This window comes from Aliarcobacter butzleri (assembly GCF_900187115.1).
GTDB classification, from domain to species: domain Bacteria; phylum Campylobacterota; class Campylobacteria; order Campylobacterales; family Arcobacteraceae; genus Aliarcobacter; species Aliarcobacter butzleri.
Genome location: NZ_LT906455.1, coordinates 1544374 through 1571286 on the forward strand (window position 1 = coordinate 1544374; position 26913 = coordinate 1571286).

At 26.5% G+C, this 26913-nt stretch carries 21 protein-coding genes; 9 read left to right on the top strand and 12 right to left on the bottom strand.

Annotated elements, in window-relative coordinates; genetic code table 11:
• Positions 1 to 35: 35 nt before the first annotated feature.
• Together CKV87_RS07685 and CKV87_RS07690 are read left to right on the top strand one after the other, a co-directional pair.
• Complete coding sequence (locus CKV87_RS07685) at positions 36 to 1412, top strand: PhoH family protein (protein ID WP_012013172.1); 1377 nt, start codon at positions 36 to 38, stop codon at positions 1410 to 1412.
• 68 nt (positions 1413 to 1480) lie between these two features.
• Complete coding sequence (locus tag CKV87_RS07690; protein ID WP_012013173.1) at positions 1481 to 3097, top strand: HD domain-containing protein; 1617 nt, start codon at positions 1481 to 1483, stop codon at positions 3095 to 3097.
• Positions 3098 to 3099: 2 nt separating this feature from the next.
• Here the strand turns inward: CKV87_RS07690 and CKV87_RS07695 are convergent, their stop codons facing one another.
• Positions 3100 to 4767, bottom strand: coding sequence for a bifunctional diguanylate cyclase/phosphodiesterase (locus CKV87_RS07695; protein WP_228126914.1), 1668 nt, complete (start codon positions 4765 to 4767; stop codon positions 3100 to 3102).
• 155 nt (positions 4768 to 4922) lie between these two features.
• Between CKV87_RS07695 and pdxH the strand changes: the two genes are divergently transcribed.
• Positions 4923 to 5561, top strand: coding sequence for a pyridoxamine 5'-phosphate oxidase (gene pdxH / locus CKV87_RS07700; RefSeq protein WP_012013175.1), 639 nt, complete (start codon positions 4923 to 4925; stop codon positions 5559 to 5561).
• A gap of 5 nt (positions 5562 to 5566) precedes the next feature.
• On the opposite strand, the gene CKV87_RS07705 is transcribed toward pdxH, so the two are convergent.
• Genes CKV87_RS07705 through CKV87_RS07715 form a run of 3 tightly spaced genes read right to left on the bottom strand, consistent with a single transcriptional unit; the run spans position 5567 to position 9622 of the window.
• Positions 5567 to 7684: a sensor domain-containing diguanylate cyclase gene (locus CKV87_RS07705; RefSeq protein ID WP_012013176.1), complete on the bottom strand. Its 2118-nt coding sequence runs from the start codon at positions 7682 to 7684 to the stop codon at positions 5567 to 5569.
• 37 nt (positions 7685 to 7721) lie between these two features.
• Positions 7722 to 9086 (bottom strand): ATP-dependent RNA helicase DbpA, encoded by a 1365-nt coding sequence (dbpA, locus tag CKV87_RS07710; protein ID WP_012013177.1) that lies wholly within the window; start codon positions 9084 to 9086, stop codon positions 7722 to 7724.
• Between the two features lie 2 nt (positions 9087 to 9088).
• Positions 9089 to 9622, bottom strand: coding sequence for a DedA family protein (locus tag CKV87_RS07715; RefSeq protein WP_012013178.1), 534 nt, complete (start codon positions 9620 to 9622; stop codon positions 9089 to 9091).
• A gap of 133 nt (positions 9623 to 9755) precedes the next feature.
• Here CKV87_RS07715 and CKV87_RS07720 point away from each other — a divergent pair, with 133 nt between their 5' ends.
• Positions 9756 to 10574, top strand: a complete 819-nt coding sequence (locus CKV87_RS07720; RefSeq protein WP_041644960.1) for a DUF4197 domain-containing protein — start codon at positions 9756 to 9758, stop codon at positions 10572 to 10574.
• Between the two features lie 20 nt (positions 10575 to 10594).
• Here the strand turns inward: CKV87_RS07720 and CKV87_RS07725 are convergent, their stop codons facing one another.
• Together CKV87_RS07725 and htpG are read right to left on the bottom strand one after the other, a co-directional pair.
• The gene (locus CKV87_RS07725) at positions 10595 to 11179 is read right to left on the bottom strand and encodes a hypothetical protein (RefSeq protein ID WP_004509768.1); all 585 of its coding nucleotides are present in this window, start codon (positions 11177 to 11179) and stop codon (positions 10595 to 10597) included.
• A gap of 136 nt (positions 11180 to 11315) precedes the next feature.
• Positions 11316 to 13226: a molecular chaperone HtpG gene (gene htpG, locus CKV87_RS07730; protein WP_012013180.1), complete on the bottom strand. Its 1911-nt coding sequence runs from the start codon at positions 13224 to 13226 to the stop codon at positions 11316 to 11318.
• Between the two features lie 218 nt (positions 13227 to 13444).
• Here htpG and katG point away from each other — a divergent pair, with 218 nt between their 5' ends.
• The gene (gene katG / locus CKV87_RS07735) at positions 13445 to 15652 is read left to right on the top strand and encodes a catalase/peroxidase HPI (protein WP_012013181.1); all 2208 of its coding nucleotides are present in this window, start codon (positions 13445 to 13447) and stop codon (positions 15650 to 15652) included.
• A 110-nt stretch (positions 15653 to 15762) separates the two neighbouring features.
• Entirely contained in the window at positions 15763 to 17646 is a 1884-nt protein-coding gene (ciaB, locus tag CKV87_RS07740; protein WP_012013182.1) for an invasion protein CiaB, read from the top strand.
• Between the two features lie 12 nt (positions 17647 to 17658).
• Here the strand turns inward: ciaB and CKV87_RS07745 are convergent, their stop codons facing one another.
• The 4 genes from CKV87_RS07745 to CKV87_RS07760 are packed head-to-tail and all read right to left on the bottom strand — an operon-like array spanning position 17659 to position 21976.
• Positions 17659 to 18129: an ankyrin repeat domain-containing protein gene (locus tag CKV87_RS07745; RefSeq protein ID WP_012013183.1), complete on the bottom strand. Its 471-nt coding sequence runs from the start codon at positions 18127 to 18129 to the stop codon at positions 17659 to 17661.
• Between the two features lie 21 nt (positions 18130 to 18150).
• On the bottom strand, positions 18151 to 20805 hold the full coding sequence (locus CKV87_RS07750) for an MlaD family protein (RefSeq protein WP_012013184.1): 2655 nt from the start codon (positions 20803 to 20805) through the stop codon (positions 18151 to 18153).
• The gene (locus CKV87_RS07755) at positions 20795 to 21379 is read right to left on the bottom strand and encodes a paraquat-inducible protein A (protein ID WP_041644962.1); all 585 of its coding nucleotides are present in this window, start codon (positions 21377 to 21379) and stop codon (positions 20795 to 20797) included. The genes CKV87_RS07750 and CKV87_RS07755 overlap by 11 nt, the downstream gene beginning before the upstream one ends.
• A complete protein-coding gene (locus CKV87_RS07760; protein WP_004509783.1) occupies positions 21380 to 21976 on the bottom strand; it encodes a paraquat-inducible protein A in 597 nt (198 codons plus the stop codon).
• 106 nt (positions 21977 to 22082) lie between these two features.
• Here CKV87_RS07760 and CKV87_RS07765 point away from each other — a divergent pair, with 106 nt between their 5' ends.
• Together CKV87_RS07765 and CKV87_RS07770 are read left to right on the top strand one after the other, a co-directional pair.
• Complete coding sequence (locus CKV87_RS07765) at positions 22083 to 22517, top strand: globin domain-containing protein (protein ID WP_012013185.1); 435 nt, start codon at positions 22083 to 22085, stop codon at positions 22515 to 22517.
• A 72-nt stretch (positions 22518 to 22589) separates the two neighbouring features.
• On the top strand, positions 22590 to 25145 hold the full coding sequence (locus CKV87_RS07770; RefSeq protein ID WP_012013186.1) for a putative bifunctional diguanylate cyclase/phosphodiesterase: 2556 nt from the start codon (positions 22590 to 22592) through the stop codon (positions 25143 to 25145).
• Between the two features lie 10 nt (positions 25146 to 25155).
• Here CKV87_RS07770 and CKV87_RS07775 read toward each other — a convergent pair whose 3' ends face one another.
• Positions 25156 to 25638 (bottom strand): outer membrane beta-barrel protein, encoded by a 483-nt coding sequence (locus tag CKV87_RS07775; protein ID WP_004509786.1) that lies wholly within the window; start codon positions 25636 to 25638, stop codon positions 25156 to 25158.
• A gap of 103 nt (positions 25639 to 25741) precedes the next feature.
• On the opposite strand from CKV87_RS07775, the gene CKV87_RS07780 reads away from it, so the two are divergent.
• A complete protein-coding gene (locus CKV87_RS07780) occupies positions 25742 to 26683 on the top strand; it encodes a DMT family transporter (protein ID WP_012013187.1) in 942 nt (313 codons plus the stop codon).
• Here the strand turns inward: CKV87_RS07780 and CKV87_RS07785 are convergent, their stop codons facing one another.
• On the bottom strand, positions 26684 to 26881 hold the full coding sequence (locus CKV87_RS07785) for a hypothetical protein (protein WP_004509788.1): 198 nt from the start codon (positions 26879 to 26881) through the stop codon (positions 26684 to 26686).
• Between the last annotated feature and the right edge of the window lie 32 nt (positions 26882 to 26913).

Consider the following 26913-nt stretch of genomic DNA (forward strand, 5'->3'; position numbering starts at 1 on the left):
ACCCAACTGTTATAAATTTATGCTAAAATTTTTCTATGAAAGAAAAAGTATATGTACTAGATACAAATATCATTTTACAAAACCTTCAAAATCTCTACAAAATATCAGACAATAAAACCAACCATATTGTTATCCCTGAAACTGTACTTCTTGAATTAGAGGATAAAAAAAAGTTAAGTAATGAGCTAGGGTACTATTCAAGAGAGTTTGCAAGACTATTAGCTAAAATGAAAATCAAAGAAGTTGATTATAAATCAGACTTTAAAGTTGTAAAGCTTTATAACGATGAATTAAATCTTGATATTATCTCAAAAGATAAATATGAAACTGAGATTGAACAAGTTCATCTTTCTGAATCAAATGATAAAAGAATAATTGAAGTAGCTTCAATAGCTCAAGAGTATTATAAAGGCTGTCGAACTATCTTTTTATCTTTAGATGTTTATGCAAGAACATTTGCTATTTTTAAAAATATAAAAGCTGAAACCTTACACGATGATAAATCAACAGTTCCGACATTTAATTTTGTAAAAAATATAAATTTAGATTCTTCTTTATTTAATAGTTTAGAAAATAAAGATATTACATCTATTGACAAAGAATATGAAATGCAAAATTTTTCTTATTCATTTGAAAGTAGTGATGGAAACATCGAATATGCAATAGTAACAAATGGCAAAATAGATACTTTAAAAGAGAATGATTTTAAAGCATTAAATATAAAACCAGTAAACATCAAACAAAAACTATTTGCAAAAGCTATTTTATCAAATATGTATGATTTACTTGTAATTGATGCAAAAGCGGGAAGTGGAAAAACTTTGATGTCTATTGTTTGTTCTATGAGATTGATTGATTTGGGGATTTATGACAAAATAGTTTATGTAAGAAACTCAATAGAATCACTTGATAAAGGCGCAGAAGTTGGTTTTTTAGCAGGAAATGAAGAGAAATTTAGAATTTATAATATGGCTTTATATGATACTTTAGAGTTTATTGCGAAAAAACATCTAAAAAAGAGTGAAAATAGAGAAAATCAAGAGTCAATAAACTCAAAAATTGATGAACTAAAATCAAGATATTTTATAGAAACACTTTGGCCAGGAGAAGCAAGAGGACGAACTTTAAGTGGTGCGATTGTTATTATGGATGAGTGGCAAAATAGTAGTGAAAAAACTACTCAGCTAATCTTATCAAGACTTGATGAAAGTTGTATGGCAATAGTTATTGGTTCAAATCGACAAATAGATAATTTATACCTAAATAAATATAATAATGGACTAACAACTTTATTAAAACAAACAAATGAAGCACATAGTGAAATTAAAATGTTTGCAATAGAACTTGAAAAAGCAGTTCGAGGAAAATTTGCTCAATTTACTGAAAGAATTTTTGAAAATAGAAAGGATTAAAGATACAAAATAGATTAATAAACGACACTATTTACAATCATATAGAATATACAAAACTTGAAGAAAAAATGCTTCAAACAAAAATTGTAAATAGATTGCAATTCATAACACAAAATGCTTTAGCATATTTTTCATATCCATCGATTACAACTAAAAGATTTATTCATAGTCTTGGAACTATGCATTTAAGTTCATTTATGTTTAAAAATGCTTTATTAAATGCAGATAAAAAAACAAAAAACAACTTTTTATCTATATCAAAAAAAGCTATTTTAAAAATCATAAAAGAAGAAAATCTAAATATCCATATCGAAGAGTTAGAATACTTTGACAATAAAGCTTTATATCAATTTACAATTCCAACAAAATCAAAATCACAAAGAGCAACTTACACTCTTTTATTACAAACTATAAGAATAGTTGCCCTACTTCATGATGTTGGGCATTTACCTTTTTCTCATCAAGTTGAATATGCTTTAAAAAAAGTCTATAACAAAATAAAAACAAAAGAAGAAAATCAAGAAGTACTTTTAGAAAAAGAGTTTACTTTTAAAGAAAACTATGAAGAAATTACTAAAAATTGCAAAGATGTATTACACGAAGCTATTGGTGAAAATCTTTTAGAGCTTTTATTTGATTATGAATTAGATGAACTTGTTTTTAAAACTCAAGAAAAAGATTATTTAAAACTAATCAAAAAATTATCTCTTTTAATTTTAGAAGAGATAACTTATGAAGATTTTGATTTTAAAGTTTTACATGAGTTTATAAATAGCACAGTTGATGCAGATAGACTTGATTATATAAATCGTGATATGTTAGCAAGTGGTTATATAACTGGACCAAATGACCATATTCGTATCACAAAACAAGCTGTTTTAGTTCAAAAAGAAGATAAGTTTTATTTGAGTTTCTTTGATATGAGTTTGATTGATATTGAACATATGCTTGAAATGAGATTTAATCTTTATAAAAAAGTGATCTTTAATCATGGAATAGCAAAAACTGACTCTTTACTTGAAAATGTTGTTCAATATTTAGCAACAAAATATTTTGAAGATGAAAAAGATGAAGAAAAACTATCAAACTCTATTTCTATGCTTTGGAATTTTAAAAATGAAAATAAACAAAAAGAGCTTGATACAATTTCTATGCTTGATGAGAATTGGCTCATATCTTTATTTAAAAATAGATATTTTGATATAAAAAACAAAGAAACACTAACAAAAGAAGATATGAAATATTTATACTGTTTTGAAGAAGTATTATTTGGAAAACAAAGATTTAGAAGTCCTTGGAAAAATCTAAATGAGTTTTATAAAGTATTAGATTTTTCTACTGTTGAAAGATATAAATTTAGAGAAAGTTTTGGATACATCACACAAAATAGACTTAACAAACTTCAAAGTGCATTAGATGATTTTATAAAAAAATATGAAGATGAAGATCTGTTTTTCGCTTATCAAATAGTATCGTTTAGTTTGGGTATTTCAAAAGATTTTTATTTATATGATGGTGATGAACTTATAAATATAGATGAGATTTCGACATTAAGAAAAAGATTAAAACACTCTATGAGAAATACTGTTCCTTTTTATATCTATTCAAATAAAAAAATTTTATCAGCGAAAATGAAAATAGATTTAAAATTTATGTTATTTAATATTTTTGAAGATAAATTATAAACTTAAGAGAACTCTCTTAGGCTTATAATATCATTTAAACCATCAATCGAAGCTATTGGCTCTTTTATATAATAACCTTGAACATAATCGATACCTAACTCTCTAACTTTATTCAAAATATCTTTGTTAGATACAAATTCTGCAATAGTTTTTACTTTTTGTCCTTTTGCAAAATTAACAAGCATAGAAACAATATTTTGACTACTTTTATTTATCAAAATATCTTTTATTAAAGAACCATCTATTTTTATATAATCAACGTTTAGTTTTGCTAGATATTCAAAATTAGAATATCCTGAACCAAAATCATCAATTGCAATTTTACAACCATACTCTCTAATAGTTACAAAAAATTCATTTATCTTTCTAAAGTTGTCTATTTCTTCACTTTCAACTATTTCAAAAACAACTCTATGCCCTATTTTATACTCTTTTAATAACTCAATTATAAAAGATGAAATATATTCACTTTTTATATCTTCAAAAGTTAAATTTATAGAAAATTCAAAATCTTTATCTCTAAAATAATCAAAAGTTTTTTGAATCATGGTTTTTGTAAGTTGCAAATACTGTTTTGATTTTTTTGATATATCTAAAAAATAATATGGAGAAATAACATTATTTCCATCAATCAATCTTACAAGAGCTTCATATTTCTCAATTTTGCTTGTTTTCAAATTGTAAATTGGTTGAAAATATGGAACAATCTTATCTTCATCCAATGCTTTTTTGATTTTTAAAGTCCAAAAAATATTTTTTTCATAATCTTTTTCTAACTCTAAAGCTTTATCATAAATAATAATATTTTTATTTGCATGAGAATATCTTTTAATAATATTTGCAGTCTCTAATAAATTTTCTTTTGATTCAAAAGAGAAAACATAACTTAACTGAACATATAATTCTCTACTTTTTATAACAATTGGAACTTTTGCTATTGTTTTAGATATCTCATCTATATTTTTTATAAACTTATCTCTATCTTCGTTTTGGGCAACAATACAAAAAGTATCTGAATGATCTCTATAAACTTTATAATTTTCTTTATCGATTAATAGCTCTTCAATTTTTCTAGCTACAATTTTTAAAACATTATCACCCGTTTTATATCCAAAAAAATCATTTACATCACTAAAACTAACAATATCTAAAATCGATATACAAGGATTTACAGACTTTGAAACATCTTCTATTAACTTATATCTATTTCCAATATTTGTTAAAGAATCAAGTCTTAAGTTTCTTTTTAACTCTTCAGTTTTTAATACCAAATTAGTTATTTCATGACGAATTGCAATATATTCGATAATCTCATTTTTTTCATTTAATATAGGTCTAATATTTATATCTACCCAATAAAATTCACCATTCTTTTTTCTGTTTTTTAAAACTCCATACCAAGCTTTTTTATTTTTTATATTTTCCCACAATTGTTGAAAAATTTCATCATCTTCTTCACCTCTTACAATAGAGTGTGGCTTTCCTATAACTTCTTCATAATTATATAAAGAGACTTCACAAAATTTGTCATTTACGTATGTGATATTTCCTTTTAAATCAGAAGTTGAAATAATATTGCTATCTTTTGTAGCTTCATTATACTGTTTTAAGATGTGATTTTCTTTTTTTAGTTTTTTAAATTCTTTTAGTTTTAATATGAAAAAAATCAAAAATAGGAGTATCAAAAGTAATAATAGATATTCGGTATTTGTGAAGCTCAAATAATCTTCTCCTAATATTTTATATAATAGAATACAAATTATATAATAATTTTTTTTAATATTTGATTCGCATTTAGAAATAACTAATTTTAAAAGGATTTCATTTGGATTTAACAAACTTAAGAGCAAAATATACTACCAGAGGTTTGGACATAAAAGATTTAGACCAAAACCCTTTTAAACAGTTTGAAACTTGGTTTAATGAAGCAATTGAAGCAAAATTAACAGAGCCAAATGCTTTTAGCCTTGCTACAGTTGGAAAAGATATGATGCCAAGCATAAGAACTGTTTTATTAAAAATTTTTGATGAAAAAGGTTTTGTTTTTTTTACAAATTATAAAAGTACAAAAGCAAATCAAATAAAAGAAAATCCTAAAGCTGCTGCACTTTTTCCTTGGCTTGACTTAGAAAGACAAGTAAAAATAGAAGGAGATATTCAAAAGATTTCTACAACAGAGTCTTTAAAATACTTTTTGTCTCGTCCAAAAGGGAGCCAAATTGGAGCTTGGGTATCACATCAAAGTCAAGTTATCAGTTCAAGAAGTTTATTAGAACAAAAATTTGATGAAATAAAAAATAAGTTTGTAAATGGAGAAGTTCCTTTCCCTTCTTTTTGGGGTGGATATATTATCAAACCTACAAAAATAGAGTTTTGGCAAGGTGGACAAGATAGACTTCATGATAGATTTTTATATGAGCTTAAAGAAAATGGAGCTTGGTCTATATCAAGATTGGCTCCATAAAATCTTTAGAAAAATTCTATTGCATTTTTTCCTTGTTTTTTAGCACTATACATAGCTGTATCAGCTTGTTTTATAATATCTTTTACACTAACACTAGCATCACTAAATAAAGTTATTCCAATACTTGGTGTTGATATATTTACATGCCCTTCAATATGCGTGATGTCATTTAACGTCTCTTTTATTTTTTCTGCCAAACTTGTTATATTTTTCTTAGCATCTATACTATTATTTCCAATATTATCAATTAAAACTATAAATTCATCTCCACCTATTCTTGAAACGGTATCTTCATCTCTTATTACTTGTTTTATTTTTTTAGCTACTGTAATTAATAAAACATCTCCGATATCGTGCCCTAAAGTATCGTTAACAGCTTTGAAGTTATCTAAATCAATAAATATTAATCCTCCAAAGATTTTATGTCTTACAGTTTTTGTAATAGCATGTTCTATTCTATCTGTTAACAACAATCTATTTGGTAATCCTGTAAGATTGTCGTGAGTTGCTTGATATTCTAAGATTTTTTCTTTATCTTTTTGCTCACTATTATCCATATATTGACCTAAATAATTTGTGATTTTATCATCTTGATTTTTTATTACCGTAATTGTAGCTTTTAAAGCAATTATTTCATCATTTGCTTTTTTATTATAAACGTCACCACTCCAATTTCCATTTATTTTCAAACTATTCCATAAGTTTTCAACAAACTCTTTATCTTGGTGTGCAGTTTTAAAAATTCTTGGATTTTGTCCAATTATTTCTTCTTTTGAATATCCCATTATTTTACAAAAAGCTTGATTTACTTTTATTATATTATTATAAACATCTGTAATAATCATAGGTGCAGAAGAATCAAAAGCATAAGAAGATAGTCTTAATTCAGCTTCTTGCTTCAATCTTATATCTTCATATTCAATTTTTTCTAAACAATGAGTAATATCACTAACAAGTTTATCAAATAAAATTTCTACTTCTTGATCAAAAAATTCTAATTCTTTTGAATAGATTATTAAAACTCCAACAACTTGATTGAATTTTTTGATAGGAAATGTTGCCATAGATTTAATATTTAATTTATCAGCATCTTTATAGAACACAGAAATATTTTTTTCTTTAAAATTATTTATAATGATATTTGTTTCATATTTCATAGTTTTTGAAACTAAATTATCATGAGAAACATTTCCATATTTATCTACTTGTGAAATAACAACATCTTTTAGTTCACCATCTTTAGCAAAAATCATTTTTGAAGAAAAATCATAGATAAAACAAAATTTTAAATGTTCATTTTCACTCAAAAGTTCGCATACATTAGAATAAAGTCTCTCTTTATCAAATGTTTTCATTAAAAATTTATTTGTTGCATTTAAGATTTCATAGATATGTTTATGTTTTTGAATTTTGTCAAAAGATTTTTGTTCATTATAAATAATATTTTTTAGTACAAAAAATAAAGATATTAAAGTAAAAAAGCAAAAGAATAGATAAACAAAACTTAAATTTCTTTCTATAATCACATCTCTATCAAAAATCGCTACTTCTCTTTCTAATTGTCCTAACATATCAAGAAAAATTTTTGATATACCATCTATATTTTGATTTACATTTAAAAAATGATTCATTTTTGATAAATCAACTCTAAAATCATTTGATAACTTTGCAAACTTAATCAAAAACATAGAATCAATAGCGGTTTTTGTTGTTTGGTTAAAACACTTTATTATCTCTTCTGGAGTTGTATTTAAATTGTAAATTTGTTTTCGTAAAGATAGTAAATCACTAATTTCTAACTTATATTTTTTTAATTCGGCTTTTTCTTCTTTATATTTTTCTAATGATAATAAAGCTTTTTTAGATACCTCTTGGTGATGTTCTATTAACTCTTTATTTAAACCTCTACTTGATAAATATTTAAGTGATAAATTTTGCTCTTTTTCTAAAGAAGATACAAACTCTTCTACTGCTTTTATGTAATGTAAGTTATTATGATTTAATTCAACTTCATTAGCCATCTCAATTTTTTCAAGAACTAAAATCGAACTAAAATATAAAATACCTAGTACTGGTAAAGTAAAAATCATTACAATTTTTAGAAATAATTTGTTTCTAAACAAGCTAACTTATCCTTAATATTACTATCTTTTATTTTTCTTATTTTTCTATTATAATATAATACTTTCCCTTAATCCTCATAGATTTTGACGTTGAAAAAATATTACTTATTTTATCACTTTTTACTGCAGCATAAGAACAAAAATCCATAACATCAATTTTTCCTATGTCATCACTTTTTAAACCAGCTTCAGATATTAAAGCACCTAAAATATCACCTTTTCTAAGCTTTTGCTTTTTCCCACCATTTATAAAAACAGTTCTAAAATTTGAATTTATTTCAAAAGAGATATCGTCTTTTATGTCTTTTGGATTTTCTATTTTAATATTATTAAATTTCTCTTTTATGATTTCAAATTTATCTATTTCATTTTCAGTAAATAAAGAGATTGCTAAACCACCTTTTCCAGCTCTTGCCGTTCTTCCTATTCTATGAGTATGTATTTTTTCATCTAAACTTAAGTCATAGTTGATAACTAAATCAACATCATCAATATGAAGTCCTCTTGAAGCAACATCTGTTGCAATGAGTATTGGATATGATTTATTTGAAAATAAAACCATAGTTTCATCTCTTTGTTTTTGTTCTAAATCTGAATGTAAAGTTAAAATATCAAGCCCTAAATCATATAAATCATCAGCTAATTTTTCACAAGTTATTTTCATATTACAAAAAATCAAAGTTGTTTTTGCTTGATTATGAGATATAAGTGCTGGAATAAGTGCTGTTTTTTCACTTGGAGTAACTTCATAAAATTTTTGATTTATAAGAATCTCTTTTTCATCAGAAATTTCTTTATAAATTGGATTTTTTAAAATATTTGAAGCAAAAGTTTCTATATTTTTTTCATAAGTTGCAGAAAAAAGCATAGTTTGTCTATTTTTAGGTAAATTCTCAATTATTTCCATAATATCATCATAAAAACCCATATCAAGCATCTTATCAGCTTCATCTAAAACAAAAGTACTAATATTTTCTAAATTTATATTTTTCTCTTTTATATGTTTTAAAACTCTTCCTGGTGTTGCAACAACAATATGTGCATTATGTTGTAAAGAGACAACTTGTGGTTTAAAAGGAACTCCACCACATAAAGTTAAAACTTTTACATTATGAATATGTCTTGATAAATTTCTTAAATTTTGTGCTATTTGATTCGCTAACTCTCTTGTTGGAGCTAAAATCAATGCTTGAATCTTAAACTCTTTTGCTTTTAATTTATTTACTATTGGTAAACAAAAAGCAACTGTTTTTCCTGAACCTGTTTTGGCTTTTGCTATTAAATCTTTATTTTGTAAAGCATCTGGAATAGTTTTTTCTTGAATTAAAGTTAATGTTTTGTATTCCAAAGAGTCCAAGTTTTGTAAAAACTCTTTAGAAAGGTTTAGTTCTGAAAACTGCATAATTATTTTCTATTTTTATTTGTAAATATAACTATCAAAATAATAGCTGTTACAGCTACAAGTCCAACATATTTAAAATCTTCACTCAAACTTAAAAGGAATTTTCCAGCAGTAAAACTTATATATCCAATAACACAAGCCCAAACAGTGGATGCAATCGCATTAAAAATAGTAAATTTAATAACAGAATATTTTGTAATACCAATAGCTAAAGGAACTAAAGTTTTTACTCCATAAATAAATTTTTGTATAAAAATCACAAAAGAACCATATTTTTTCATTATCAAATGAGTTAAAGCAACTTTTCTTCCATATTTTTTCATTATATCTTTTGCATAAGTTTTATTTTTTCTAGCTAAAAAAAACAGAAATTGACTACCAACAAAATTTGATATAGTTGCAACTGCTACGCAAATATAAATATTCAAATCTCCTGCATAAGACAAAGCACCAGCTATTGCAAGTCCTACAAATCCACCACCAAATGTATATAAAAATAGTGCTATATATCCCCAATCTTGGATAAATTGTTCCATTAAATTGTTCCTAATTTTTTGATTTTTTTTAATAAAGAGTTTCTATTCTATCTAAAAGTTAATTAAAAGCATAAGAAACCATTTTTAGAATTTTTTGTATAATCAATTTTTAAATAAAATATTAGGAAAATTTATGAAAAAATCGATTATCGTTTCAGCTTTAGTTATAAGTACAACTTTTTCTTTTGCTTTAGATTTAGGTAGTATCGCAAAAGGTGTAATGGAAAATATTTCAGACAATAAAACTACTACTTCTTCTAACACAACATCTACTGTAAATTCAAATTTAGATAACGCTACAATCTCAAATGGTTTAAAAGAAGCTTTAAAAAATGGAGTATCTTTTGCTACAACAGAACTTGGTAAAAGCGATGGGTACTTAAACAATAAAAGTGTAAAAATCCCACTACCTGATAACATCAAAACAATAGAAAGTGTTATAAGAAAAGCTGGTGGTGATAAAATGGCTGACGATTTAATAAATTCTATGAATAGTGCAGCATCAAAAGCTGCTCCAAAAACAGCTGAAATCTTCGTAGATGCTATTGATAAGATGAGTTTAACAGATGCTCAAAAAATCTTAAATGGTGGTGATACAGCAGCAACTGAATATTTTAAAAAGAATACAACTTCATCTTTAAAAGAAGCGATTAAACCAATAATTGAAGAAACAATGAAAGAAAATGAAGTTGCAGGTTACTATGACACTTTAAATAATTATTATCAATCAAGTGCAAAAAGTTTAGTTGATACTAGCTCAGTTACAAAATTAGCTAAAAATTTTGGTGTTGATTCATATCTTCCAGGAAATTCAAATGAAAATTTAGATGACTATGTAACATCTAAAGCAATAGATGGATTATTTACAATCATTGCACAAAAAGAAGCTGCAATTAGAAAAAATCCAGCAGAACAAACTTCATCAATACTAAAAGAAGTATTTGGAAAATAGTTTAAACTAAGAGAAAACTCTTAGTTTGAAGAAATCGCGAAATAGCTATTCATAGCATTATTTTTTACTAAACTTAAGTTCTCTATTTTTGGAATATTATTACTATCTTTTTCAAAACGATAAACATAATCTTTTTTAAAATTTTTTAATAACTTTTCATAAAGTTCGGCTTTTTTATCTACTATAAAAACCTCTTTGCTTACTTCATAAATATATATTACATTTAAAAAATAACTATTATCAACTTTATATGTCAAAAATTCATAATGAGAAAACTCTTCTTTTTCTACTAAATCAAAATTTTTTGCTTTTATATTATCTTTTAATAAACTTATAAAAAAACTCAAAGCTTGTCCGTTCCAAGATACATCAATATCTGTGTGGATATATTCTAAATATATTTCATTTGCACTTAGAGTGTAAGCATCTATTATATAAGGGTCATGTCGTGTTTTTGTATCAATATTTGAAAGTGTATATTTAAAAGTGTTGTCGCTATCTATCTTGAATTTTAAGTCATTTTCTTCAAGGCTAACATAAGGTCGAGATAATTTTGTAATTGTTTTAAAAATCATCTTTAAGCCCTCAAATATAGCTCCAACCATTTGTTAACCTTTAAATTATATTTTAGTTATTTTATTTAAGTATAACTTTATCATATTATAAGTTTTTATTCAAGGGAATTTTAATAAGAAGAAACTATTTGCAACGCAGAAGATGAGTGCAAATAGTTCTTTTATTTTATAAAGCTTTAGCAGTAATTCTTGATAATCTTTGAGCAAAAGCTACAGTATCAGTAATTTCCATACCTTCACTTAGTTTTGCTTGGTCTAGTAAAATCCAAGAAACATCTTCGATTGTTGCTTCATCTGCACAACCATTTAGTTTTTTTACGATTTCATGCTCTGGGTTGATTTCTAAGATTGGAGCACTTTCTGGCATAGCTTGTCCCATTGCTCTAAACATATGAGCCATCGCTGCCATTTGAGCATCTGCTGCATCTTTTACTACGCAAGATGGAGATTCACTAAGTCTACTTGTAACTTTTACATCTTTTACTGCATCACCTAATTTATCTTTGATTTTTGAAAGTATGTCTTGGAATTTTTCTTCAACTTCTTTTTTCTCTTCTTCACTTTGTTCTACTTTTGGAGGTTCAATTGCTGTAATATCTTTAAATTCCCACTCTTTAAATGCACCAATTGCAGGAGTGATAATCTCATCTATCTCTTTATCATCTAAGATTAAAACTTCAATATCATTTTTCTTATATGACTCTAAAAGTGGAGAGTTTCTTAATACTTTTTCATTTTCTCCAACGATATAATAAATAGCTTTTTGTTCACTATTCGCTCTTTCTTTATACGCTTCTAATGAAGTCATTTTTCCAGCTTCAGTTTTTGATGATTTGTATCTTAATAACTCTAAAATAGCTTCTTTATTTGTATAGTCTTGATATACACCCTCTTTTAAAGGTCTGATATATTGAGCTACAAACTCCGCATATTTTTCTTCATCTTTAGAAAGTTTTTTGATTTCAGCAAGAATTTTTTTAACGCTTCCTTGTTTGATATTTGCTAAGATTCTATTTTCTTGTAAAATCTCTCTTGAAACATTTAAAGGTAAATCTTCAGAATCAATAATACCTCTTACAAATCTTAAATAAGTTGGTAATAACTCTTTTTCATCATCAGTGATAAATACTCTTTTAACATATAGTTTAACACCACTTTGGAAATCTGCTCTATACATATCCATAGGTGCAATTTTTGGGATGTAAAATAGAGTTGTATATTCGTTTACACCTTCTGTTTTTGTATGAATTGTAAGCATCGGATCTGAACTATCGTGAGAAATTGATTTATAAAAATCATTATAATCTTGCTCTTTTAATTTTGCTTTTGGTTGCATCCAAAGTGCTGTTGCAGCATTTATTTGCTCATGTTTTCTTTCAATTTTTTTCTCTGGTTTTTTACCAGCTTTTTCATCTTCTTCGCTTAAAGCTTCACTTACTTCTTCATCATAATTTAAGAAAATTGGATAAGCTATATGATTTGAATATTTTTCTACAATATTTTTTATTCTATATTTTGAAGCAAATTCTCCTGCTTCTTCATCTTTTAGTTTGATATAAATAACTGTACCATTTGACTCTTTTGTACAAGGAGTTAAATCAAACTCTCCTGTTCCAGTTGATGACCACTTATAAGCTTGTTCTTCTCCAGCTTTTTTAGAGATAACATCTACTTTATCTGCAACCATAAAAACTGAATAAAACCCTACTCCAAATTGACCAATAAGATTTGAATCTTTTTTTGCATCACCCGTTAAAGCTTCAACAAATGATTTTGTTCCAGATTTTGCAATAGTTCCAATAGAAGCTATCAAATCAGCTTCATTCATACCAATACCATTATCTATAATGCTTAAAGATTTATCTTTTTCATCAAAAGAGATATTTATCTCACCCTTCCACTGCGCATATTTATCTTTTAAATTTTCATCTGTTAATCTTAAATAGTTTAATTTATCAATAGCATCACTCGCATTTGATACAAGTTCTCTTATAAAAATCTCTTTATTTGAATATAAAGAGTGTGTCATTAAATGTAATAATTGTCCTACTTCTGTTTGGAATTGATGTTTTGCCATACTAATTCTCCTATAAAATTTAAATTTCTAAAAAAGAATTTTAGTGATAACTTTATAAAAGTTAGCTAAAGTTTTTTATAAATTTAGCACTTTTATATATTGAGTGCTAAATAATATCATATAGGATAATAATTATCCTATAATAATTTTTATATACTTTTAAGTTTTTCTGTGTAAGATTGTCTTATCGTATTTACTAAATATCAAAAGGAGAGAATATGGCTGGTAAATGTCCTATGGGATTTGGAACAACTAATCCAATGGTAAGAAATGGTGGTACATCGAACAAAGATTGGTGGCCAAATCAATTAAACTTAAAGATTTTATCTCAACACTCAAATAAAGTTAATCCACTTGGAAGTGATTTTGATTATGCAAAAGAGTTTTCTAAACTTGATTATGATGCTTTAAAAGCTGATTTAACTGCATTAATGACTGATTCACAAGATTGGTGGCCTGCTGATTATGGACACTATGGTCCACTTTTTATAAGAATGGCTTGGCATAGTGCAGGAACATATAGAACAGGTGATGGAAGAGGAGGAGCAAGTACAGGAAGTCAAAGATTAGCTCCACTTAACTCGTGGCCTGATAATGCAAACTTGGATAAAGCAAGAAGACTTTTATGGCCAATAAAACAAAAATATGGAAATAAAATTTCTTGGGCTGATTTGATGATATTAGCAGGAAATGTTGCTTTAGAATCTATGGGATTAAAAACTTTCGGTTTTTCAGGTGGAAGAGTTGATGTTTGGGAACCTGAAGAGGATATTTACTGGGGAAAAGAGGCTCAATGGCTTGCAACTAGCGATAAAGAAAATAGTAGATATAGTGGAGATAGAGATTTAGAAAATCCACTTGCAGCAGTACAAATGGGACTTATTTATGTAAATCCAGAAGGTCCAGATGGAGTTCCAGACCCTATAAAATCAGGAATTGACATAAGAGAAACATTTGCTAGAATGGCTATGGATGACGAAGAAACAGTTGCACTTACTGCTGGTGGTCACACTTTTGGAAAATGTCATGGTGCAGGAGATGCAGCTAATGTTGGAGCTGAACCAGAAGCTGAGGGATTAGTTGCACAAGGTCTTGGATGGCTTAGTAAATTTTTAAGCGGTAAGGGTGATGATACAATCACAAGCGGAATTGAAGGTTCTTGGACAGCAAATCCAACAAGATGGGACAATGAATATTTTGATATTTTATTAAGTTATGACTGGGAACTTACAAAATCACCAGCAGGTGCTTGGCAATGGATTCCTAAAAATCCTAAAGAAGAACATCTTGCACCTGCTGCTCATGATAAAACTAAAAAAGTTACAACTATTATGACAACAGCTGATATGGCTATGAAAATGGATCCAATTTATGCAAAAATCTCAAAAAGATTCCATGAAAATCCACAAGAATTTGCAGATGCCTTTGCAAGAGCTTGGTTTAAACTAACGCATAGAGATTTAGGACCAAAATCAAAATATATAGGGCCTGAAATTCCAAAAGAAGATTTGATTTGGCAAGACCCAATTCCTCCAATAAATTATGAAATAATAGATGAAAAAGATATAGAAATTTTAAAAGAAAAATTATTAAGTTCTTCATTAGGAGTTTCAAAACTTGTATCTTTAGCATGGGCAAGTGCTAGTACATATAGAGATTCTGATAAAAGAGGTGGAGCAAATGGTGCTAGAATTGCACTTGAACCTCAAAGAAGTTGGGAATCAAATAGCTATTTAAATTTGGATGAAAGTTTAAAAATTTTAGAAACTATCAAAGGTGAATTTAACTCTTCTAATTCAAATAAAAAAGTTTCACTTGCAGATTTGATAGTTTTAGGAGGCTGTGCAGCAGTTGAAAAAGCAGCAAAAGATGCTGGATTTAATATAAAAGTTCCTTTTACAGCTGGAAGAGCTGATGCAACACAAGAGCAAACACATGTAGAATCATTTTCACATCTTGAGCCAATAGCAGATGGTTTTAGAAACTATTCAAAAGCAAAATACACTTTAAGTACTGAAGAGTTGTTGATTGATAAAGCACAATTACTATCTTTGACAATTCCTGAAATGATTGTATTGGTTGGAGGAATGAGAGTTTTAGGAGCTAATTATGCAAATAGTGATTTAGGAGTATTTACTTCAAATGTTGGAGTTTTAAGTAATGATTTCTTTGTAAATCTGCTTGATATGAAAACTGCTTGGTATCCAACAACACAAGAAGAAGATAGTTTTGTAGGGAAAGATAGACAAAGTGGCTCTATGAAATACTCTGCAAGTAGAGTTGACTTACTATTTGGTTCTAACTCACAATTAAGAGCAGTTTCTGAAGTTTATGCACAAGAAGATTCAAAAGAAAAATTTGTACAAGATTTTATAAATGCTTGGACAAAAGTTATGAATCTTGATAGATTTGATATCAAAAAATAAAAAATATAGCAGTTTTTACTGCTATATTTAACTTTTATAAACCTATTTTTCAATCTTTATAATTCTAAATTCGATAAAATACTCTCTTACAAAAAATAAGGATTTTTATAATGACAAAAGAACAATTTTTAAATGACTTACAAAAAATATATGATTTTTTAAATGACCAAAAAACAAAAACAAATGAACTAATAAAATTTTTAGAAAATGAAGAGTTTGATAAACTAACTCTTATTGATGATTTTGCAAAATCTTTAAATCTTGAAATGAATAGTGATTTAAGATTTGCACTTGTTACTAGACTTGTAAATCTAAGAGATGATAGTTTAGTGCAAGTTCTAAAAAAGCTTGAAAAAAATGAAAAAGAAATCATAGAACTGCAAGAAAAAGCATACCAATTTGTAAAAGAGTATTGGCACGATATTCATACAAAATTTATTGATTTTATCGTTGAAAACAAGTTATTAACTCCATTTTATAGAGAAGTATTTATTGGAGTTTATAATGTAGGACTTCAAATGAGCGCATGGCAAACTTCTTGGACAGCTCATATTATAAATGGAATAAATAAAGAGTTGGTTGCCAAGTTTGAAGGTGATGAAGCAAAAATTATGAAATATCTTGAAGATGAAAAACTTTTTGATTTAGGACATGGTGGAATCACTGCTGATAGATGTTATTCTGCTTTAGTAAAAGATGCTGACAAATACAAATCTTTAGCATATATAAAAGCTTTCAAAAAAGAGACAACTGAAGTTGTAGATGCACTTGAAGAGTTTGCAGATAAACTAATCGAACTTGAAGATGAAATCTACAACCAAAAATGGGATTATGTTTTATATATTCAAGCACTGATTAAAGCCTTTAGTGAAGATAGAACAAATGAATTGGTTTCAAAATGGGCAGATGTGGATAGAGCTTGGATGAAAATAAAAACTCCAATTCAAATAGGACATCCTTTAGAATACTATGAAGACCACTTTAGAAAAGCTGTTGCACTTGAATGGGATATTAGACTTACAAATCCAAAATTTGCACAAAATGACCATAGAGTAAATAAAATCAAATCAGCATTTTCAAAAATATATTCAAGTTTTGAGCCAAATGATAGTTATAAAAAAATCTATGATTTTAGCTTCAAATCACTTGATAAAGTGCAACTTTATGTGGGACGACCAGCACTATTTTTTGGAGCAGAGTTCAATGGACTATTTTCAGCTCAAGTTGTACCAAATGATGAAGTTGTATCTTTAGAAGAAGGTAAAAAAATCTTTGCATTTAGTGATGAGATTTTACAAACTAGCCGTGCTAAACCATTTTTAAAACTAAGCCAAGAAATATTTGGGCAAGAACTTCTTACTCGTGATAGAATGTTTTTATTTAATGAAACAACATCTTGGCATCAAGTTTATGATATTAGTACTATTGGGCATGAATATGGACATATTTTATGGTGTGATGAGCAAACAGAATCAGTTATGAATAAAACTGGGAATTTCAAAAATATCGAAGAGTTCAAAGCAACAACAGGTGGTTTAATCTCATATTTATTGGACGAAGATACAGACGAACTTCACCTAAAAGAGCAAGTTTTAATTGACCTTGTAAAACGAAGTGTAGGATTGATTGGTTGGATGGAAGTTGATGAAGTTCAACCATACTATTGCGAAGGGTTAATCCACTTAAATGGACTTTTTGAAAGTGGTGTTTTAACTTGGGATAATGAAAATAAAAAATTATCTATAGATATAAGTGATGCAAAATTTGAAGCCTTAAAAGCTTGGTATATCACAAACTATACTGCACTTGCGAAACACTATTTAGATAAAAAAGATGCAACTTTATTTTTAAATAACTATGCTACAAAAACTGAAAAATACTTTATGCCAAATGATGAAACTATAAACTCATTTGTAAAATATTACTTCAAAAGATACCAAGAGATTGGTCAAGAGTTAGATACAGTTGATAAAAAAGAAAATTATATAAAATAGGATATAAAACTCCTATTTTTTAAATCTTTTTATAAACTTTGAAAAAGATAAATAAACTTTTGATTTAAAGCTTTTATTTTTATCTTGTTCATTAAAATACTCTACAATATCAGTATTTCCAAATATTACAGCAAAAGCAAAAGGAGTCAATCCAAAGCCATTATTTTCATGGATATTTGCACCATTTTCAACTAATAACTTTACAATCTCGAAATTACCTTTAAAACAAACTCCACCAAGAGGAGTTTGTCCTTTATTATTCTTTTTATCTACTTGTGCTTTATTATCTATTAAAAGTTTTACAGTTTCGATATTTCCATTATATGAAGCCAACATCAATAAAGTATTACCTTTATAATCACAAAGGTCAACAGACATTCCAGTATTTAATAATAGTTTTAAATCTTGCGTTTTCCCTGCTCTTGCATAATCAAAAGCAATCAAATTTAACTCTTCATAACTATTTAAATCATTAGGTTTCATTTTAATTATTTCCTATATTTTTTACTTAATACTTGGACTTATACTTTTCCAATCATCTCTTAAAGTTTTTACCAAAGTGAACTTTTCTCCAGGATCTGCTAATTGCGAATATTCGTAAGGAGTAACAACCACTAATCCACCTTTTAATAAACTTGTAAAAGTATTTGATTCTATTTTTGAACCTGTTAAAATAGAGAATTTCATCTCAAATCCACTTATGTCATAAAACTCTGAATTTTTTCTGATTAGTTTTGTATATTTATCAAAAATCAAACAATCAACTACAACTTTAGAACCATCTTCACTTAAGTCTATTTTACTTACTTTTCCAATTTGAACATTTTTATAATAAACTGGCGCATCGACATTTACACTTGAAGCTGTTGCATCTTCTACTTTATAAACTGTTCCTAAATGAGATTTTTCGACTGATGGTTGATTTTGCGTTCCTTTAAAAACTGTTTGAATATTTGAACTTTCACTTTTTATAACTCCAATATTTACTGCCATTATTGTTGAACCTACATTTGCAACCTCTTGTAAAGAGATTCGTGGTTTTTTCAAGTAAAAAACTGTTCCTTCTTTCGCAAAAGAGGCAAAATCATCATAAATTAGTGCTTTTACTTCTATTTGTTGTTTAGAATTTAAAGAGATTTTTTTAACTTTTCCAACATTTACACCTTTATAAGTTAATTGTGAAAAATTTTCTTGTAAACCTTCAACATCATCAAAAACTATTGTTAGGCTATTTGTTGAGTTTTTCATCTCATCTTCATTTCCATATATTTCAAATTTCTCAAAAGATTGAGCTGAAGTTGTATCAAGATGAATTGAACCATCGATTAATGAAGTGAAGTTATCAACTTCAAATAAAACTCCACTAAGACTAGCTTTAAAATCAACAACTCCTTTTTTATAAAATCTACTTTTATCTGTAATATATTTTTTAAATGGAGAATAGATAAAAAGATTTACTTTTGATTTTTTATCATCAAATTTTATATCTTTTACAAAACCTATTTCTTGATTTTTATAAACAATTGCCATATCTTGTTTTATTTCAAAACTATTATCAAAAGAGGCTTCAATAGTAAATCCTGTATTATAAAATCTTTTTAGTCTTTCAACTTCTTTATAAGAGTTATATAATTTAAACTCTTTTTTTGTAAGTTCTGCATCGCCTCTTTTATCTGCAATTAAACCAATTGCTCCATTTAAAAGTGGTTCAACTCCACTATAATTTATATTCAGATTCATACTTTTTATTTCAACAATTTTTGAACTCATATCATAAAAAAGATTGTAGTCATTTAATAAATCTTTATATTTGCTATCTATTAAAACTGTGATTTTTACATTTTTTAAATCAGGAGTCAAAGCATAATTATCAACTCGCCCTATTACAATATTTTTATAAAATACTTTTGAGTTTAAAGAGATAGAATTTAAGTTTTCGCTTAGAAGTTCTAGTTTTATTGTGTTATAACTTTTGTTTAAATCTTTTTTATTTATTGCATTAAAAGTATTTGAAAACTCACCATTTTTATAATCAAGTGAAATAAAATTTCCTTTTATAATATTTCCTAGATTTTTTACTCCATCAAGTGAAATAGTAGGTTCTTCGACAAAAAATCTAGTTTTATCTGTCAAAATATATTTATATTCGCCATAAACAAAAGCTTTTGTAGTTAAAACGTCTTTATTTAAATTCACTTCCAATACTTTACCTATTTCTATTCCTTTAAACATAATAGGTGTATTTGCTTCTATACCACTTACATCAGTAAAATTAATAGTAAAATACTCTTTATTTTTTAAGTCATCTTTGCTTGCATAAACTTCATATATATCACTATTTTCTATTTTTGCATCATCTTTATTTGAAGTTATTACAGTAATTCCACCAACAAGTGCAGAATATAAAGAACCAAGTTCGATATTTAGTCCACTTGCTCCATAGTTTACTTTTAAAGCTTCATTCATAACAAATTTTGAACTTTTATTTACCAAATAGTTAAATTTATCATAAATATATGCACTTAAAAATACTTTTTCATATCTAAACTCTTTTGCTACAATCTCTCCAATTTGAAACTTATTGTAAAATATAGGTGTTCCTACTTCTATGTTATCTTTATCATTTGAAGCAATCAGATTTATATAGTAACCATTTAGTTCCCATTCATCATTTGGTTGAGTATCCAATCCTTCAAAATAGTCTTGATAAGCACCTTTATTATAGTCATCTTGAGTTTTAAATCTAGGTGAAAGTTCAATTTTGTAACCACTTATCAAAGTATTTAGTCCAGAAATTTTTGTCAAAGAGATAGTTGGTTTTTTTATCCAAAATTTTGAGCCTTCATTTGCAACATATCTTGCTACATCATTATTTACTAAAATATTTACTTTTACACTTTGTAAATCTTCGTGCATTGAGATTTTTGTTACTTTTCCAAGTTGTAAACCTTTATATTCCAAAGGTGTAATATTCTCTTTTAATCCTTCTGCACTTTTAAATACAACTGTAATATTTGTACCTTTTTTTGCATAAGATTCGTAAGCAATCCAACCTAAAACCCCTAGAATTATTAAAGGTAAAATCCAAATAAATGAAAGTTTATTTTTTTCTACTAATTTTGGTTTATAAACTACTGCTTTTTCTATATCATTTCCCATCCCAAATTATCCTTGTATCAAATCTGTTTGCTGCCATCATTGTTAAAATAACCATCAATCCAAAAGATGTTGCAGCAATCCCACCTTTTATATTAAAAATCTCATCAAGTTGCACTGTTGAAGATAAAATTGCAACTACATAAATATCTATCATTGACCATTTCCCAATAGCTTCAATAAACTTGTATATCAAAATCTTTGTTTTATTTTCCATTTTTACATCTGTTTTTAAAGATATAAAAATAAAAAGTAATCCAACTAGTTTTATCAAAGGAATCACAATACTTGCAGTAAAAATCACAATTGCTATAAAATAACTTTTCATCTCTAAAAAGCTAATAACCCCTTGTAAAATAGTACTTTGAACATCAACTCCAAATTGAGTTATTTCCATAATTGGATAAATCATCGCTGGAATATATAATAAAATTGCACAAATAAGTAAAGCAAATGATGTTTGAAAAGAGTTTGTTACTCTTTTTGTAACTTTATGCTTACACCTTGTACAAATAAATTCACTATAATCCTCTTTTTCATAAACTTTATGACAGTTTTTACAAGAGATTAAAACCATTTATTCTCCAAAAATACTTTTTGCATTAAATTTTTTATTTGACATATAAAAACAAAAAATATAAATCAACATCACATAAAATCCTATATCAAACTTTGTTGTTGATACCATTCCTATTAGTTTTATATAAGTTACAATAATACTTATGATAAAAACTTCTATAAATCCCCAATGCTTAAAAAAATAAAAACTATCATAAAGTAAAGTTTTTGAAAAGATTTTTATTTTTAATTTTCTTTGAATATACACAAAAATAATAACAAAAGAGTTTAATACAGGTGCAAATAAAATAGTAAAAAATACAACAGCTCCTATTAGAAAAAACTCTTGTTCTATTAAAGCAACAACAGCTCCTATTAAAGTTGTTTTTAGTTCATTATCTGAAATATTTAAAGTAATTATTGGATAAATATTTAAAATAACAAATAACAAAAGAGCTGAAATAGCATAATACAAAGAGTCAAAAGAAGACTCTTTATCTACTGATAATTTACTATTGCATCTAGGACATCTTTGAGATAATTTTGTTCGTTTATCTTTTTCAATAAATAAACCACAACTATAACACTCTTCGATATTATCTAGTTTTTGATACATAAAAATCCTAAAATTCAAGTGGTAGCATTTTATCATACTAAACATTTTTTAACTGTAATATTGTATTATAGTAGTCAAATTTTTACATATATAAAAGGTTAATAAAATGAATTATAATATTACACAAGCACAATTTGGAGTAAGACCTCCTGTTACAAAGCCTGACCCTAAGGTTTTAGAATTTTTAGGTGAAGAAGGAATGAGAAAATTAATATCAGAACATTACGATATTTTAAAAACAAGCGAAATTAAAGATTTATTTCCAAAAAATGAAGAGGCTTTTGCTTTAGCAAAACAACATTCAGCAGATTTTTTTATACAAATCTGTGGTGGACCTGATTATTTTAATCAAAATAGAGGAAATCCAATGATGGTAGGTCGGCATCAACCATTTAAAATTACTCCTAAAGCTAGACTTGTTTGGCTTCAATCATATATTAAAGTTTTAGAAAATATTGAAATGCCAGAAGATTTAAAACAATCTTTTTGGAATTATTTAGATATTTTCTCAATCTGGATGATCAACACTCCTCAAGATTAAAAGCTTTCGCTTTTAATCTATTTAATCTTAAATAAGTTATCATTATAAATCACAAATCACACAAGGCTCTTTATGAAAAAAACTTTTAAGAATTATATTTTTTCAAGACAAATTATTTTAGTATCTGCTGTATTTCTAATATGTTTTGTATTTACGACATATTTACATACATCTTTAGCTAAAAAAGAAGCATTAGTTCAAGCTCAAGCTATATCAAATCAACTTTTCTCATCTATGTATCAAGTTATGAAAAAAGGTTGGAGTAGAGATGATGTTATGCTTTTTACAAGCTCTTTGGATGATAATTTTCAAGGAAGTAATTACGAAATAAATATTTATAGAGCAGATAAAGTAAAAGCTATTTATGGAGAGATTAAAGAAAAAGAAAAAGATATAACTTTAGTTGATGTTTTAAATGGAAAAATTGAAAAATTTGATAATTTTAAAGACAATATCGTAAGAAATATTTTACCACTAAAAGCAACAACGGACTGTAAAGCTTGTCATACAAATGTAAATGAAGGTGATGTTTTAGGAGTTATAGAAGTTAAACAAAATTTAAACTCTATTTTTGAGGAAACAAAATATCAATTTATTGCATTTTTCTTAGTGATTATTCCAATTTTTTATATTTTAGCTTTTATCTCATCAAGATATACAACTAAAAAAATCACAGATAATTTAGAGTTATTCCATGGTAAAGTTGAAAGCATAAACTCTATTCAAGATTTTAAAGAATTTAATTCAAAAGATTTGGATTTATACTTCAATGAATTTAATGAAATCATTAAAAATGTTGACTTAATGGCAGAAAGACTCAAAAATATAGCTGTTGATAAAGAGTTATTAGAATTTGAAGTAAAACTTTTAGATAAATTCATAATAACTTCTGATGTAGTAAAAGATTGGCGAGAATATATTAGTGATTTATTACTTGAAATAAATAAAATCATGGAAACTTACGCTTTAGTAACTATCTTTAGAGTTTCAGAAGATCAATTTGAAGTAGATGTTTTCTGGCTTGCAACACCAAGTGAAACACAACTTCATATGTTTGATAAATATATCAATAAAACTATTAAAGAGTCTGATTATTTCCAAGGATTAACTGATTTTAAAATTAAACATATTATTGCAAATAAAAATGCAAATTTATCTTTTTTAAATGAAGATTGTTTTGAATATAAGACTAAATCGCTATTCTTAGATAGTCCAAAAATTGGAGGAATTGTAGGTATTGGTTTACAATCAGTATTCTCTGATGATCCAATAAGACATATAATTGTTGAATCAATTTTAACAACAATGGCAAACTTAGTTGGTTCTGTAAAAGCTATAAATAAATATACTCAAGATTTAGAATACTATGCAGCAAGAGATCCATTAACTGACTTATTTAATCAAAGAGTATTTAATGATATGATGAGATATGAGATAAAAAGAGCTCAAAGACATAACTACTCTTTTGCATTAATGGTTATTGATTGTGATAACTTTAAACCTATAAATGATAACTTTGGGCACTCTTTTGGAGATACTTTACTTCAAACTGTTGCAACTACTCTAAAAAAAGAGAAAAGAGATGAAGATATAGTTGCTAGATATGGAGGGGATGAATTTACAATAATACTTCCAGAATGTACAGAAAAAGAGGCAATGATAGTTGCAAATAGAATTTCAAAAAAAATGGCAACAGAAAAAATAGTTGCTCCAGATGGTTCAAATATTGGAATTACTATTTCTATTGGAATTTGTGTTTATCCAACACATACAACTTCTCAAAAAGATATGTTTATCATCGCTGATTCTATGATGTATCAAGCAAAAGAAGAAGGTAAAAATGCTATTAAAATACCAACAAAAAATGATATTTCAGATATTTTAAAACTAAAACAAGAAAAAACTGCTCTACTTTTAAAAGCTATTGAAAATAATAAAATAGAACCATATTTCCAACCAATAAAACCATCTTCAAAAGATAGTAATATTGTTATACATGAACTTTTAATGAGAATTCATCAAGATGACAAAATCATTTCTGCTTTTGAGTTTATAGAAATTGCTGAATCTAAAGGATTAATTAACATAATGGATTTAATGGTTATAGAAAAAGCTTTCCAAAAAATTCAAGATAGTTTATATAGTGGTCTTTTATTTATCAATTTATCTCCAAAATCGCTTATCATCGGTAACTTTATAGATAAAATAAATGAATTTGCAAAAAAATATGATATTAATAAAGAAAAAATCGTATTTGAAATAACAGAAAGAGAGACTGTTAAAAACTTTACTCTATTAGAAAAATTTGTTCATAACTTAAAATCAGAAGGTTTCAAATTTGCAATAGATGACTTTGGAGCAGGTTTTTCATCATTCCACTATGTAAAAAAATTCCCTATTGATTATCTAAAAATTGATGGTGATTTTATTATAAATATAAATAATGACGAAAAAGACAAAGCATTTGTAAGTAGTATGATAACATTGGCAAAAGAGTTAAATATTCAAACTATTGCAGAATTTGTAGAAAATGAAGAGATTATAGAAGTTTTAGATACTTTAAAAATTGATTACTACCAAGGTTGGCATATAGGAAGACCTGCTCAGAATTTTACAAACCTAAAATAAAGTTCAGCTTTTAATAGCTGAACTTCACTGCTAAGTTTGTAGTATCATAATCATATTTATGTGAATTATGTTCCATATCTACAGTTTTATATGTTCCTTCTAACGCAAAATTTCTTGTAAATTTATATTCTAAAGAACCACCATATCCAAGTCCAGTTGCTGAACTATTATCATAATATTGATAAACACCTGTACCTATTGCGTAAGCTGTTAAGTCTCTTAACAACTCATAACCAACTCTTAAATCTAAATCAACAGTTGTAGCACTTCTATTACTTGTTACTTCTCCATAATAAACACTATTTCCAAATCCAAGTAAAATATCATTATCAAATTTTGTATTTGCTGTATAACCAACTCCAAATTGATTGTATCTTTCTCCATCAAGTTTCCCTGAAGTTGCTCCAACATAAACTTTTGTATCAAAATCATTTGCATATATAGAAGATAATAAACTAACAGCTGAAAAAGCTAAAAGACTTTTTTTCATCATAATAAATCCTTAATTTTTTGCAGAAGTATATAAAAAAGCCACTTAAACACTCAAATAAGCTATATTGTTATAGAATTGCAAAAAATTTAGACAAAGTATTAAAATGAATGAAAAATTAAAAGGTATCTTATTTGGTATTATCTCAGCAATTTGTTATGGGACAAATCCTTTAGGTGCTTTATTTCTATATGAAGAAGGATTAAATACAAATAGTATTATATTTTATCGATTCTTTTTAGCCTCAATTCTTCTTGGTTTATTGATGGTATTTCAAAAAAAATCTTTTTATGTTACAAAAAGAGAAATCTTTATATTAGCCATCTTAGGAGTTTTATTTGGAATATCTGCTTTAGCTTTATATAGTAGTTTTTTATATATGGATGCAGGAATTGCTTGTACGATTCTTTTTGTTTTTCCTGTATTTGTTGCTATTATTTTAGCAATCTTTTTCAAAGAAAGAATATCACTAATGACTGCTATATCTATATTTTTAGCACTTGTAGGAATAGCTTTATTATATAAAGGTGGAGATATAAAACTAAACTTTATTGGTGTAATGATAGTTTTATTTTCAGCATTATTTTATGCCATTTATATCGTAGTTTCAAACAAATCATCAATATTTATGTCTTCAATAAAACTTACTTTTTATGTATCTATATTTTGTACTTTAACGATATTTATCTACTCTCTTTTTGATAGTTCAAAGTCTATAGAACTTTTAACAACAACTAATATGTGGTTATATGCTTTGATGTTAGCAATTGTTCCTACAATATTATCTTTGATTTTTTTAGCAAAAGCTATCCAAATTATTGGTTCAACTCCAACTGCTATTGTTGGGGCATTTGAACCACTTACTGCTGTTTTAATCGGTGTTACAATTTTTGATGAAAAATTTACTCTTCAAATATCAATTGGAATATCTTTAATTTTAATCTCAGTTATATTGATAATAATTGGAAAAAGTATGAGCTTAGAAAAGATATTTACTACTATTCATAAAGTAAAATATACTTTTCTAAGATATTGGAGATGGAAGTAGTTATTTAGCAGGAATTGCTGTTTTCTCTTCCACTTTTTTTAGTTCATTTTGTGTTGGTTGATTAAGATATGTAAGAACTGCACCAAATACTAAAAGTAAAACTATTACTAGTCTTATAACATTTCTTTTTTGTTTTGATTCATTTCCATTATAATCATCAATTTTTTCTAAAGTTGGTTCACCTTTATTTTTACTCATGACATACTCCTTTTAAATGGTTCCAATTTAAA